Raw genomic sequence first — 13,682 nt, 5'->3', positions numbered from 1 at the left:
CTTTTTCATATGGGGATGTTTCTGGCTGCTTTTATCAAGAGGTAATAATTATTACAAACATTACTAACGGATAAAGGAAGGAAAAAAATTCTCATGATATTTCAGTGGATTTTTCTCCTCTTTGTCTATTAATCGTGTTTAAAAAGTGTAATCCTGTTTCCTCCTGCCATTCTATGATGAGAATGGCATGTTAGCGTGACTTTGTGAAGCAAAATCTTCTCATTGGAAAATTGTCCAGTCCTTTCTTTTTATGCTCAATCGTAACCTCTGTCCATGACAAATGTGCAAACTAGGTGTTGTGTAGTAGCCGTGAAAAATTACCCAAATAGCACTATATGTTGATATTTTTCTTGCGCTCCGACCCAATATGGTGTATTCTATATGCGTAATCGCTCTGGGCGGATTCGCTTTTTATTCCACCGCTTTTTTAAGGAAAGGGAGCGGATGTTTTTATGTTTGGTCAGCAAAGGGCACGTTAGGACAGCGTGTTCTTTCACCTTCTATAAGAGAAAAATCAAGAAAGGATGAGTGCGATGGGAATGCAAGTCATAAAGCGGGATGGGTCAACTGTATCCTTTGATCGGCATAAGATCGTGGTTGCCATTCAAAAGGCCAATAAAGCAGTGGAGGAGGGAGAACGACTTCCGGAATCTGATATTGATACCATCGCCTCCTTCGTAGAAGGAAAGAAAAGGAAACGCTTCCTTGTGGAAGATATCCAGGATATGGTCGAAAAGCAGATCATGAACCGCGGCCGTTACGAACTGGCCAAAGCCTACATTATTTATCGCTACAACCGGGCCCTTGTCCGTAAAGCCAATACGACGGATGAATCCATCCTGTCTCTGATCAGCAACAAGAACAAGGATGTCATGGAAGAAAATTCCAACAAGAACGCCGTTATGGTTTCCACCCAGCGTGACCTTATTGCCGGAGAAGTATCCCGTGATTTGACGCGCCGGATTGTGCTGCCGGAAAAGATTTCCCGTGCTCATGATGAAGGTATCCTTCACTTTCATGATTCGGACTATTTTATCCAGCCCATGTTCAATTGCTGCCTTATCAATATTGGGGATATGCTGGATAATGGAACGGTCATGCATGGCAAACTCATTGAAAGCCCAAAGAGCTTCCAAGTTGCCTGCACGGTCATGACCCAGATCATTGCGTCTGTCGCGTCTGCCCAATATGGCGGACAGTCCGTTGATATTTCCCACCTGGGCAAATATCTCCGCCGCAGCCGGGATAAGTTCCGTAAACGCCTTGTGGAATCCACCCAAGGTTCACTGAGTGAAAAGGAACTCAACGAAATCCTCGATGCCCGCATGAAGGAAGAACTGGCAAGCGGTGTCCAGACAATCCAGTACCAGATCAATACCTTGATGACGACTAATGGACAGTCTCCTTTCGTAACCCTTTTCCTTCATTTGGATCCCAAGGACGAGTACATTGAAGAAAATGCTCAAATCATCGAGGAAATCCTCAAGCAACGTTTGGAAGGCATCAAGAATGAAGCCGGTGTCTACGTTACTCCGGCCTTCCCGAAACTGGTTTATGTCCTTGATGAAAATAACTGCCTCAAGGGTGGTAAGTATGATTACTTGACTGAGCTTGCTGTACGCTGCTCCATCAAACGGATGTATCCGGACTATATTTCGGCCAAGAAGATGCGCGAAAACTATGAAGGCAATGTCTTTTCCCCCATGGGATGCCGAAGCTTCCTCGTACCTTGGAAGGATAAGGATGGACACTATAAATTTGAAGGCCGCTTCAATCAAGGGGTTGTTTCCATCAACCTGCCCCAGATTGGCATCATTGCCAAGGGCGATGAGGATAAGTTCTGGAAACTCCTTGACGAACGCTTGGAACTCTGCCGTGAAGCACTTATGGTCCGTCATAATGCCCTCAAGGGGATTCGCAGCGATGTCAGCCCAATCCATTGGCAAAACGGGGCCATTGCCCGTCTAAAGAAGGGCGAAACCATTGATAAGCTCTTGGAAAATGGCTACTCCACGCTGTCGTTGGGGTATATCGGCCTTTATGAATGCACGGTGGCCATGAAGGGATGCAGCCACACGACACCGGAAGGCGAGGAATTTGCTATGCGTGTCATGAAGCACCTCAACGCGGCCTGCAAGAAGTGGCGTGCTGAATCGGGACTGGGATTCTCTCTGTATGGAACCCCGGCTGAATCCCTGTGCTACCGGTTTGCCCGCATCGACAAGGAACGCTTCGGCACTATCAAGGATATTACGGACAAAGGATACTATACCAATTCCTATCATGTTGATGTCCGTGAACATATCGATGCTTTCAGCAAATTCAAGTTCGAAAATCAGTTCCAGCCCATTTCTACAGGAGGCTGCATCTCCTATGTCGAGATTCCTAATATGAAGAAGAATCCGACAGCTGTGGAAGACCTTGTTCGCTTTATTTACGACAATATCCAGTATGCCGAATTTAACACAAAGTCCGACTACTGCCAGGTCTGCGGATTTGACGGAGAAATCAAGGTCAATGACAACTTGGAATGGGAATGCCCCCAATGTCATAATAAGGACCAGAGTAAGATGAATGTTGTGCGCCGGACCTGTGGCTATTTGGGCGAAAACTTCTGGAACGTCGGGAAAACGAAGGAAATCAAGTCCCGCGTCCTTCATCTGTAAGGGGGCCGCACCGTGAATTATGCCGCTATCAAAAAAACAGATGTCGCCAATGGACCGGGTGTCCGTGTCTCCCTTTTCGTAAGCGGCTGTACCCATCACTGTAAAGGCTGTTTCAATGAGGAAGCTTGGGATTTTTCTTATGGCAAGCCTTTTGACCAACATGCCGTCAAGGAAATCATGGAAGCCTTGGAACCTGACTATATCAGGGGCTTCTCCCTTTTGGGTGGGGAGCCCTTTGAACCGGAAAATCAAGCGGTTCTTGTTGGCGTCCTGCGCCATGTGCGTGAGCACTATCCTCAAAAGACCATTTGGTGCTACAGCGGCTATCTCTTTGATGAAGATATGCTGAAAGGGCGCTTGGGTGACCCATCCATTACGATGGAAATGCTGGGCTATTTGGACGTTCTTGTTGACGGGGAATTCGTCCTTTCTGAAAAGGACATCAACCTGCGCTTCAAGGGCAGCAGGAACCAGCGAATCATTGATGTACCCCGCTCTCTCAAGGAAAAGAAGATTATCCTTTGGGACGGTGCGGAATTTGCCTAAGGCAAAACAGACCGTGAAGAGATGCTCCCTCTTCGCGGTCTGTTTTCTATCTCCGGATGATGAAAAGCCAAAGGCGTTCTTGGAATAGGGACTTGCCTCTTACGCATGGGCCCTATCCGTGATACAATACGAGTATGCGCTTCTTTTTTTTATAAAGGAAGGTGGATTGAAATGAACCCAGCTGCGCTGTCTGAAGAGAAAATCGTAGAAATAGGGCGGGAATGCCGTCGTTATTTTCATGCTCACCCAGAGATAAGCACCCAGGAAGCGGAAACCAGTGCCAAGATTTTTTCGCTTCTTGAAGAGTGGGGGCTCTCCCCTGTAAGGGGAACGGGCCACTATGGAGTGGCGGCGACCCTCAAAGGAAAGTCAGAGGGCCCGCTGATTGCCCTTCGCGCCGATATGGATGCCCTGTCTGTAAGGGAAGAAACAGGGCTGCCCTTTGCTTCCCAAAATGAAGGCGTCATGCATGCCTGCGGTCACGATGTCCATATGGCAATCCTGCTTGAAACCGTCCTGCGGCTTCTGCAGCGCCGCGATGACCTGTTTGGATCGGTTCGTATCCTCTTTCAGCCCTCGGAGGAACTGTCACCTACAGGCGGCGCCCGGCTCATGATGAAGGATGGATTCCTTGACGGGGTCTCCGGTGTATTTGGCCTTCATGTCTGGCCTAGCTATCCCGTAGGTAGGATTGGCATCAAAGGTGGTCCCCTCATGGCTGCTTCTGACCGGTTCCGTGTCACTATCAAGGGGCGTACGGCCCACGCGGGGCATCCCCATGAGGGGGTTGATGCCATTTTGGCTGCCGCTGATTTTCTGCAGGAAGTCAGCCATATTGTTTCACGGCGTGTGAGCCCCCTTGATACAGCAACCATCAATGTGGGAACCATTTCCGGCGGGAGCCGTTACAATGTAGTGCCCGGTTCCTGTATCTTAGAGGGAACCATCCGGACCCTTAACGAAACAACGAGGGACCATATCCCCCAGTGGCTTGAGGGCATCCTGAAGGGACTTGAACAAAGCGCAGGCATCACTTATGAATTTAACTATTTTCGAGGTTATCCGGTCCTGATGAACTGGCCCAAGCCGGCTGAACTTGTCAGGCAGACGGCTCAGGAAACACTGGGCGAAGAGGCTGTCATGGCTCATGTGGAACCGGATCTTACGGCCGAAGACTTTGGCTTTTATCTTCAAAAAGTGCCAGGGGCCTTTTTGTGGCTAGGCTGCAGTACCCCTGGTACACCGGCTGCCGGGCTTCATAATGCTCGTTGCTGCCCTGATGAAAAGGCTCTTGAAGTGGGATCTCGGCTGATGGCTGGCGTAGCCATCAAGGCCCTCGCCGCCCTTTCAGCAGATCATGACTTTTTCCAAAAAGATGGAAGCCTTTCTTAGAGGCGCCGGAGTACCAAAATGCAAAGAGGTGATTTTGTGAAAATATCCATTATTGGGATCGGCGGGGTCGGAGGTTACCTTGCCGGATACCTAAAAAAATATGAATCAGGGAATCTGACCTTGATTGCTCGGAAAGATCACAAAAAGGCCCTTATTGAGCAGGGACTTTATGTGGAAAGTGATGCCTTGGGAACGCTTCATCTGCAGCTGCCTGTCGTCGAAGATGCTTCCCAGCTTCCAGCACAGGACGTCATCTTTATTTGCGTCAAGGCTGACCAATTGACGGAAGCACTGGAAAACATCAAACCCATTGTGACAGATGGAACCATCCTCGTTCCCATCATGAATGGAGCTGAGCACAAAACGTGGCTGCGCCGCATCCTTCCTGTGGGGCGTATCGTGGATACGGCCCTGTACATCAACAGTGAAATGGATGAACACTATGGAATCCATGAACGAGGCAAGGTGGTGCGTCTTTATATAGGCGGCGATGATGAAGAAGCGGTAACCGCTGTCCATAACCTGTTCATCCATCCGGGGTTTCGCTGTTATGAAACCTTGGATATCCGCCTTGAGACGTGGGAAAAGTATATTTTTAACTGTGCACTGAACCTTATTACGGCTTATTATGGAAAACCTTTGGGCAGCGTCCTTGCTGAACCAGAAAGTAAGAACCTGATCCAGGGCCTGCTTGCAGAAAGTGCGGCTGTTGCTGGCGCGATGGGTGTTATCCTGCCTAATGATCTCAAACGGGCCCATTTTGAACGTATCACCCAAAAAGAAGACCGAATGGAGACGACCTCTCTTTCCCGGGATATCGTCTTGGGGCGAGCCGGTGAACTGGAACTGTTTTCCGGATTTCTTATTGATATGGCTAAAAAATATGCAGTTCCTGTCCCTGTGACCAAAAAAATAGATGAAGCCATTCGTCAAAGACTTGAGACCGTCCAAAAGGAGAAAACAAGATGAAAATCGTATTCGTCGGAGACAGCCTCGTCAGCTGCACCAATGTTGCCCTTGCCGCCACGTGGCCGGAAATTGCCGCCAAAAAGCTTGGCTTTACGGCTGTCAATCATGCTGCCGGCGGTCGCCTGACCATCCTTATGCGGGGGATGTTTTGCAGCGATGCCTTGGCAGAAGCCCCGGACGGCGTCTTTATTCAATGCGGCATCAATGATGTTCTGCTTGATGAACCCCTGGAAAAGATGAAAGAAAATATCTGCGTGACCCTTGATACGGCAAAAGAAGGCGGCATCCCCCTCATTATGCTGGGAAGCCCTATCTTGGCGCGGCCGGAAAGCACGGAAAAGGGATGGCAGCTTCCCAGTGAATTTGCCAAACATGATGCAGCCCTAAAGGCCTACCGGCAGTTCCTCAAACAAGAGGCTGCACGCCGTGACCTTCCTTTCTTTGATATGGAGGCCGTATTTGAAGCAATCCAAGAAAAAGCCAGTGAAAATCTCCTTGTTGATGGTATCCATCCAAATGAAAAAGGATATGCCGCGCTTGCCGATGCGTTTGTGGACTTTTTCCGTCCTCTTATGGGAGATCGTGTATGAGCCGTGATGTATCCGTCATGACAAGGTCTGTCATGCTCAAGATGGCCAATTCAGCGGGTCATCTTTTTGGCGGTACCCTGATGGCCTGGATGGATGAACTTTCGGGCATAACAGCACATCGTTTTGTCTGGACAAGGGTGACAACGGCTGCTGTAAAGGGCATGAATTTCTATGTGCCTATTCACTATGGCCGTGTCCTTGAACTTGAAGGCCGTGTTGTTCATGTGGGCCGCTCTTCTTTGGATGTGGAAATCAAGGCCTATCTGGAACCCGTGGAAGAAGGAGGTGAGCGGGTTCTTGCCGCTGACGCCGTTTTTGTCTATGTGTCCATCAGTGAAACGGGCCGCCCCCTTCCCATTCGGCGGCATCTGGAAGGAGAAGAACCATGATTCATTACTTTACAGGGACTGGCAATTCCTATTTTATTGCCTCCCAACTGGCAACATCCCTGAACCTTTCCCTTCACGCCCTGAAAGAGGGCCCTGTAGAGGATCGGGATCCTGTTGTGGGAATCGTCTTTCCCGTCTATTTTGGGGATGCACCGGACTTTGTGACAGACGCGTTGGAAGGTCTCACGTTTCCCGGGACCCCTTATCTTTTTGCTGTAGCCACAAGTGGAACGAGTTTCGGTGCGGCTTTTCAGAGTATTGACAATGCCCTGCAAAAAAAGGGGCAACACCTTGCCTTCGCTGCCCATCTTGCCATGGTGGCAAATAGTACGCCTGCCGTGCGCCAGCATATTGCCTATGCTTATGAAAAACTCGTGACGGCGGAGAAAGCCCTGCCCCAACTTGTCCAAAAGATCAAGGACAGGACCTCTGACCGGTCCCTCATCAAGGGCTCCCTCATGGCTTCCTTTTTCCGGACTTCCTTGGGAAAGTCCCTGGGCAGACGCTGGTTCCGTCTTGGTGTGGATGCGGCGCGCTGCGTCAAGTGTGGTCTTTGCGTGCGCCTTTGTCCGGTAGGGAACCTATCCTTGGGCATGGATGCGGTTCATATGGGGAAAACCTGTACGTACTGCCTTGCCTGCCTTCACGCCTGCCCCAAACAGGCCATTACTATTCGGGAGCGGCACATCCTGAAGGAAGATCAGTACCATCATCCCAATGTCCCATTTACAGGACGGTAAAAAAAGAGGATCCCTTTCCCAAAATGGAGAGAGATCCTTTTTTGATGTCGTTACTCTGTTTTGCGGCCCGTACTTCCATAGATGATGAAACCGAGGAAGCAGGCTGCCATGAAGAGCCATTTTACAAAGACGGCGAGCCCTTGGGGCATGAACATATCGTAATACCCCTTGAGGTAGATGACCAGGATAAAGAACGGCAGGCCGTACATGAGGTAATTCTTGATGCCGGAAGGGACATTCATGCCCGTTCCTTCATTGGCTTCTGCCAGGAATCGTTCCCAGCCCCAGCCATTTTTCTTTGTGCAGAAGAGGACAAAAACAAGGCTTCCTAGTGGAAGCAGGTTATTTGATACGATGAAGTCTTCTAAGTCAAGGACGCCGGATCCCGGTCCTAGAGGCTGGAAGTCCGACCAGAGGTTGAAACCCAGAACGCAGGGAAGCGATAGGGCAATAATGAGGACAATGTTGATGAGGACGCTCTTGCGACGGGTCCATCCCTTGAGGTTCATGCCAAAGGCAATGATGTTTTCGAAGACAGCAATGACGGTTGACAGTGCAGCAAAGGAGAGGAAGATGAAAAAGAGCATGCCCCAAATCTGTCCGCCGGGCATCTTTACAAAGAGGTTTGGAATGGTGAGAAAGATCAGGCTTGGTCCTGCATCAGGCTTGATGCCATAGGCAAAGCAGGCCGGGATGATGATGAATCCTGCCATGAGGGCAACAAAGGTATCAAGTGCCGTAATGGTGACCGCTTCTCCGAGGAGACTGCGGCCATGGGGAAGATAGGCCCCAAAGATCAGCATGGCTCCGATTCCGATGGAGAGGGTGAAAAATGCCTGGCTCATTGCGGCGAAGATGACATTGCCCCAGCCAATTTTTGCAAGGGCATCAATGTTCGGTACCAGATAAAAACGGATCCCCGCTTCGGCTCCCTCAAGGAAGAGGGAATGGACGGCAAGGATGACCATGAGGCCTAGGAGAAGGACCATCATAAATTTGGTAATGCGCTCCACTCCATTTTGGATTCCGAAGAAGCAGACCACAAAACCAAATAGGCAGGCAAGAATCATCCAAAACCCCATGGTCCTGGGGCTTTGGAGCATGGCTCCAAAGGTTGCGACGACGGTCTGCGGCGCGGCGCCTACAAAAGTTCCGATGAAATGGAGATAACAGTAATAGAGCATCCAACCCGTGACGGTCGTGTAGTACATCATGAGCATATAGCATCCTATAATGCTGATCCATTTGAAATGATGCCAGCGGGTTCCCTTTGGTTCCAGGATATCAAAGCTGCGGGCCGCACTGCGCCGGCTGCCGCGGCCAATACCGAATTCACAGATCATCACCGGAATGCCCATGATCAGCAGGAAAAAAAGATAGATGAGGATAAATGCGGCACCGCCAAACTGGCCGCAGAGATAGGGAAATTTCCAGACATTCCCGATGCCAATGGCGCATCCAGCGGATACAAGGATGAAACCAATGCGGGTGGCAAAAGAGTCCATAGGATTATTGCTGTCGTTCATGCTAGACACCTGCTTTCTTTATAAAGAGTGGAATCAGCGTGGTTTTATCGGTTTGATCGGCGTAGGCGGAGCTGCGTGAAGGGGCTGCTGCACGGGAGACTGAGGCGGGGTAGACGGCGTGGATCCCTTGGGAAGGGATTTTTGCCCCGACTGAGGAAGGCCCGGACTCATGGGCTGACGCACGCCGGTCTCTTTTTTCGCTTTTTTCAGGGCGCGGGCCTTATCCGCCTGCTGGCGTTTGACCATTTCTTCCTGGCGGGCTTTTTCCCGTTCTTTTGCTTTTAGGGCTGTATTTTGGAAAAAGAGGCCCCCTGCAAGGAGTGCCATTAAGAAAAGAGCAATGACGGTTGTGATCCTGCCGTGGGAACGTGGGCTGTCCGTTTTTTGGGATGCCCTATGGAAAGGAAAGACCATGGGGAAACCTCCTTTTTTGTTTGGAATAACATGATTCCATTATTTTACTATTCATTGAAGAAAAGTGAAATAGGAAATGTGAAAAAAGTGTGGGAAAAAGGGACGTTTTGATAACATTGCTTCTTTTGAAACAGCTCAGACTAAGGAAATGCCCTTGCTGCGGTACGTAATGCCTATTTTGAGGACACGATTTCTTGAAATCTGTCATTTTTAGAGGCCCTTATTTTATGTTATAATAACAGGGATTCGCTTTTATTGAAGCGGGAAGGAGCCTTTTCGACCGATGCATAAAAAATACTTCTTCTTTGATATCGATCAGACCTTGGGGGTAGGCATTACTAAAGTGGTTCCTCCTGATACACAGTACTGCCTTGATGAACTTCAGCGATGCGGTCATTTTGTGGCCCTTGCTACGGGACGGCTCCAGTATGATGCGGCGCAGTTTGCTTCTGCTCATGGTATTGGCAGTCTCGTTGCCGATGGCGGGAACAGCCTTACTGTAGACGGCAGGCTCCTCCAGATGGAAGGCCTTCCCCTTGAGCCGGTAAAGGCCCTTCTTCGCGATTTGGAGCAGCGCCGTCAGCCTTGGGCGGTGGTGATTGACAACACCTATGACCGTTATACGCCCTATGCGGATTATCCGCGGGATGATCCGCACAACTATATGAATACTCTTGTTGGGCCGGTAGATATCGAGTCCCTGCAGAACGTCTATAAAGTGACTTATGCGCGGGAAAAGGCAGGAAAGTCCCCTGCGCCAACCCATGGCTTGCCTCATTTACCTTTTATCGACGATACCTATCTTGTGGAACCTGTTGATAAGGGGAAGGGGATTGAGAAAATGATGGCCCTGCTGCATGCCAATCCGCATGATGCCGTGGTTTTTGGTGATGGCCTCAATGATCTTGCCATGTTCCGTAAGCCTTTTTTTTCCATAGCTATGGGGAATGCTCGCCCAATCCTCAAAAAGCGAGCTGATTATATCACCAAAGACGTTGACAAAGGGGGCATCCTCTATGCCTGCCGCCATTTTGGCTGGCTGCCGGAGGATCCTGCTGCACCGTTTTAGGAAAGGAGTCGTTATGCTCGGAATTGGTCTCATCCTTGCACTTTTGGCTGTAAGCTTCATTGGTCATAATATGAGCATGGTCTATTCCTGCCTGATCCTATTGGCCCTGCGTTTCCTGCTGCCCCACAGCGCTCTTGAGTATGTCGCTGGTCACGGGATCAACTGGGGAGTGATTATCCTTACTGTTGCCATCTTGGTTCCTATTATTGACGGCCGGATCGGTCCGGCGGAAATGAAAGCCAGTCTTTCAGGCGGCGTTGCTATCTTGGCGCTTTTTATTGGTCTGCTTGTCGCCCTACTGGGTCGGTGGGGAATCGCCATGATGACGACCGATCCCCAGATTACCCTGACCCTTATGATTGGAACTGTCCTTGGCGTTATTTTCTTCAAGGGAGTTGCCGTAGGACCTCTGATTGCCGGGGGTATAACCTATGTGATCCTGACCGTCTTGAAGATGCTGGGATTCATGGGTTCCTAAGAAAGGAAGTCTTAAATATGAATAAGCAGAACCGGTTCTTTCGCCATAAGGGACTTGCAGGGGCACTTGCCATGGTTGCTGTCATTCTTGCTGTGGCCTTTGCTGCGGGCTATCATTTGCCTGATGCGGCAGCTAAAAAAGGAAAGGAAACCGCAGCCCTGACGGAGACACAAAAACAAATGCCTCAAAAGGCACCGGAACCGGCTATTTCCCCGGAAAAGGCAAAGGAAGCCGACCGCAAGGAGTCTATTAGCCTTGACGCGTCAAAAAGCTACCATATTATAGTCGAAAAGAAGGCCCATCGACTGTCCCTTCTGTTGGGGGATACCGTGGTCCGTTCCTATGGCTGTGCCATTGGTAAGGGCGGCCTCGGACAGAAACAGCGGCGCGGTGACAATATGACCCCCGTTGGGACTTTTACGGTTGATGAAATTGATGATGCTTCTTCCTGGACCCATGACTTTGGCGATGGACGGGGTGAAATTGCCGGGGCTTATGGCCCTTGGTTCATCAGCCTCGATACAGAGGCCCTTAGCGGAGGCGCTTGGGATGGCATTGGGATCCATGGAACCCATGATCCTCAAAGTATTGGGACGGATGCATCTGAAGGATGTATCCGTCTTCACAACGAAGACCTTCAGGAATTGCGTTCCGTCGTCAAGGTGGGCACTGTCGTTGAAATTAAAGACTAAGGATTGCGCTTTGTTGCTGGCAAGGCAGATTCCCTGAAAGGAATCTGCCTTGCGGTCATTTCAAAGGGAAAGGAGAAACTCATATGGCAGAAACTTCACAGCAGAATATTTTGGGCTATGCTCCCATTGGAAAACTTCTTAAATCGTTTGCTTGGCCTGCCATCATATCCATGGTGGCCAATGCTTTATATAATGTGGTCGATCAGATCTTCATTGGCAATGCCGTTGGTTATCAAGGCATTACGGCAGCGACCGTTACTTTCCCCATTGTGACCATCAGCATTGCAGTCAGCGGTCTTATCGGGATTGGGTCTTCCGCTTACGCGGCGATTCTCTTGGGTGAGGGCCGTCGTGAGGACGCGGAAACGGTTCTCAATACCCAAACGACAGCTGGTCTTTTTGTGGGAATCGTTCTTATGGTTTTGGGACTTTTTTATCTGGACCCGCTGCTGCGCGTTTTTGGTGCTACTGATGCTACGCTTGCTTATAGCCGTGATCTGGGTGGGGTCTATATCTTGGGCCTTCCTGTGACGATGCTCATGATTGGATGGTCCAATATGGCCCGTACAGATGGTGCACCTTTATTTTCCATGAAGGCCCTGCTTTCAGGGGTCTTTTTGAACTGCATCCTTGATCCGGTCATGATTTTCCTGCTTGGATGGGGCGTCCTTGGTGCCGGGATTGCCACCGTGACCGGACAGATTGTTTCAGCGCTGCTGCTTTTCCAATATTTTTGGCACCATGGCACGCTGCGCTTAAAAAAAGCAAAGCTCTGTCATCCGGATTTTTTAAAACTGCGCCGTGCTGTCGCCATTGGCGCTTCCAGCTGCCTGGTCCAGGTGAGTGCCACCATCATGCAGATTATCCTCAACAATTCCCTCCTTTACTATGGCAATCAGGCGGCTGTCGGTGGGGATGCAGCCATTGGAGCCATGGGGATTGTCATGAAGGTCAATATGATCTTTATCTCCATTTCTGTCGGCATTGGGATTGGGGCTGGGCCCATTATCGGGTTCAATACAGGTGCGAAACACTACGACCGCGTGCGCAAGGCATATTTTCTGGCCGTCCGATATGCCCTTTTGGTAACGACTGTAGGCTGGATTGCGTGCGAAACCATTCCTCATGTGCTGCTTCAGTTCTTTGGGAGCTCGGATGCGCCGCTTTTCCTCCACTTTGCCCAGGATGCCATGCGGATTTTCTTGGGTGGCGTCTTTACGGCAGGATTCCAGATTATTTCAACAAGCTATTTCCAGGCGACCGGTCAGCCGCTTAAAGCGTCCATCCTTTCCATGCTGCGTCAATTTTTCCTGCTCGTTCCTTTAACGCTGATTATGCCTCTTTACTATGGGCTGTATGGAATCCTTTATGCCGGACTTGCTGCTGATTTCATTTCCACCTTGGTCATCATCCTGTTTGTATGGAAAGAAGCTAAACGACTTGACTCACGAGCCTAATAATCGCGATTATTAATTCTAATAATACTTATTAAAAATAAATCAAAGCTTTAATGTGGCATGGCGCCTAGTACTTTAAAAAAATAACCTTGACTAATTTAAAGGTAATGATTAAAATATAGTCAGATAATCATTATTAACTATTAAAATGGGTTTAGTGATGAGCGCATCTTTTGGAGGAAAGGGCGCAGACGATATTTTTTACGGGAGATGATTGATTATGTATACTGCCTCCGAACTTGCCAAGATCCTTCGGGATAATGGGTGCAAGGTCACGCCGCAGCGACTGGCTGTGTATGACATGCTTTCCCATACGACGGAGCATCCGACCGCAGAAATGATTTACCAGAAGGTCAAGGAACAATATCCGACGATGAGTTTTGCTACAGTTTATAAATCTGTAGAAATCTTCAGCAAGCTTGGTGTTATCCAAGTGCTCAACACAGGGGAGGACAGCTTCCGCTACGATGCCAAGACGAGTGAACATCCTCACATCAAATGCACGAAATGTGGACGCGTCAACGACGTTTCCCATCTGGATGCAAGAGCTGTGGAAAGCCTTGTTGAAAATGAGACGGGCTTCAAAGTCAATGGTCATCAGTTCTATTTCTACGGAATCTGCCCGGATTGTCAGAAGAAATAAGGGTGATGAGAAAACACCGGACTATTAAAGTTCGGTGTTTTTTTACATCTCCGCCACGAATTTGTTATAATTAGGCGTATACTGTTGGGGTAAGACCCATTTTTATCAAGG

At 49.4% G+C, this 13,682-nt stretch carries 14 protein-coding genes; 12 read left to right on the top strand and 2 right to left on the bottom strand.

Going from position 1 to position 13,682, the window contains the following annotated elements:
• Positions 1–539: 539 nt before the first annotated feature.
• The 7 genes from nrdD (at position 540) to HMPREF1246_RS02800 (ending at position 7,292) form a co-directional block, all read left to right on the top strand.
• Entirely contained in the window at positions 540–2,666 is a 2,127-nt protein-coding gene (gene nrdD, locus HMPREF1246_RS02830; RefSeq protein WP_026385659.1) for an anaerobic ribonucleoside-triphosphate reductase, read from the top strand.
• A gap of 12 nt (positions 2,667–2,678) precedes the next feature.
• Complete coding sequence (gene nrdG, locus HMPREF1246_RS02825) at positions 2,679–3,212, top strand: anaerobic ribonucleoside-triphosphate reductase activating protein (protein WP_021736626.1); 534 nt, start codon at positions 2,679–2,681, stop codon at positions 3,210–3,212.
• Positions 3,213–3,383: 171 nt separating this feature from the next.
• A complete protein-coding gene (locus tag HMPREF1246_RS02820; RefSeq protein WP_021736622.1) occupies positions 3,384–4,604 on the top strand; it encodes a M20 family metallopeptidase in 1,221 nt (406 codons plus the stop codon).
• Between the two features lie 36 nt (positions 4,605–4,640).
• On the top strand, positions 4,641–5,573 hold the full coding sequence (locus HMPREF1246_RS02815) for a ketopantoate reductase family protein (RefSeq protein WP_227077598.1): 933 nt from the start codon (positions 4,641–4,643) through the stop codon (positions 5,571–5,573).
• Entirely contained in the window at positions 5,570–6,163 is a 594-nt protein-coding gene (locus tag HMPREF1246_RS02810) for a GDSL-type esterase/lipase family protein (RefSeq protein ID WP_009016281.1), read from the top strand. The genes HMPREF1246_RS02815 and HMPREF1246_RS02810 overlap by 4 nt, the downstream gene beginning before the upstream one ends.
• The gene (locus tag HMPREF1246_RS02805; RefSeq protein ID WP_021736611.1) at positions 6,160–6,552 is read left to right on the top strand and encodes an acyl-CoA thioesterase; all 393 of its coding nucleotides are present in this window, start codon (positions 6,160–6,162) and stop codon (positions 6,550–6,552) included. Before HMPREF1246_RS02810 ends, HMPREF1246_RS02805 begins: the two co-directional genes overlap by 4 nt.
• Complete coding sequence (locus HMPREF1246_RS02800) at positions 6,549–7,292, top strand: EFR1 family ferrodoxin (RefSeq protein ID WP_009016279.1); 744 nt, start codon at positions 6,549–6,551, stop codon at positions 7,290–7,292. Before HMPREF1246_RS02805 ends, HMPREF1246_RS02800 begins: the two co-directional genes overlap by 4 nt.
• Before the next feature lie 50 nt (positions 7,293–7,342).
• Here HMPREF1246_RS02800 and HMPREF1246_RS02795 read toward each other — a convergent pair whose 3' ends face one another.
• Together HMPREF1246_RS02795 and HMPREF1246_RS02790 are read right to left on the bottom strand one after the other, a co-directional pair.
• Positions 7,343–8,818, bottom strand: a complete 1,476-nt coding sequence (locus HMPREF1246_RS02795) for a sodium-dependent transporter (protein ID WP_021736621.1) — start codon at positions 8,816–8,818, stop codon at positions 7,343–7,345.
• A gap of 33 nt (positions 8,819–8,851) precedes the next feature.
• The gene (locus HMPREF1246_RS02790; protein ID WP_009016277.1) at positions 8,852–9,232 is read right to left on the bottom strand and encodes a hypothetical protein; all 381 of its coding nucleotides are present in this window, start codon (positions 9,230–9,232) and stop codon (positions 8,852–8,854) included.
• Positions 9,233–9,515: 283 nt separating this feature from the next.
• On the opposite strand from HMPREF1246_RS02790, the gene HMPREF1246_RS02785 reads away from it, so the two are divergent.
• From HMPREF1246_RS02785 to HMPREF1246_RS02765, 5 genes are all read left to right on the top strand, one after another.
• Positions 9,516–10,301: an HAD hydrolase family protein gene (locus HMPREF1246_RS02785; RefSeq protein ID WP_009016276.1), complete on the top strand. Its 786-nt coding sequence runs from the start codon at positions 9,516–9,518 to the stop codon at positions 10,299–10,301.
• A 13-nt stretch (positions 10,302–10,314) separates the two neighbouring features.
• Positions 10,315–10,779 (top strand): DUF441 domain-containing protein, encoded by a 465-nt coding sequence (locus tag HMPREF1246_RS02780; RefSeq protein ID WP_009016275.1) that lies wholly within the window; start codon positions 10,315–10,317, stop codon positions 10,777–10,779.
• 17 nt (positions 10,780–10,796) lie between these two features.
• The gene (locus HMPREF1246_RS02775) at positions 10,797–11,471 is read left to right on the top strand and encodes a L,D-transpeptidase (RefSeq protein ID WP_021736615.1); all 675 of its coding nucleotides are present in this window, start codon (positions 10,797–10,799) and stop codon (positions 11,469–11,471) included.
• A gap of 83 nt (positions 11,472–11,554) precedes the next feature.
• Positions 11,555–12,928, top strand: a complete 1,374-nt coding sequence (locus tag HMPREF1246_RS02770; protein ID WP_014128104.1) for an MATE family efflux transporter — start codon at positions 11,555–11,557, stop codon at positions 12,926–12,928.
• 220 nt (positions 12,929–13,148) lie between these two features.
• The gene (locus tag HMPREF1246_RS02765; RefSeq protein ID WP_009016272.1) at positions 13,149–13,571 is read left to right on the top strand and encodes a Fur family transcriptional regulator; all 423 of its coding nucleotides are present in this window, start codon (positions 13,149–13,151) and stop codon (positions 13,569–13,571) included.
• Positions 13,572–13,682: the final 111 nt, after the last annotated feature.

This window comes from Acidaminococcus sp. BV3L6 (assembly GCF_000468835.1).
GTDB lineage: Bacteria > Bacillota > Negativicutes > Acidaminococcales > Acidaminococcaceae > Acidaminococcus > Acidaminococcus intestini.
This window is presented reverse-complemented; position numbering and strand designations above follow the sequence as displayed.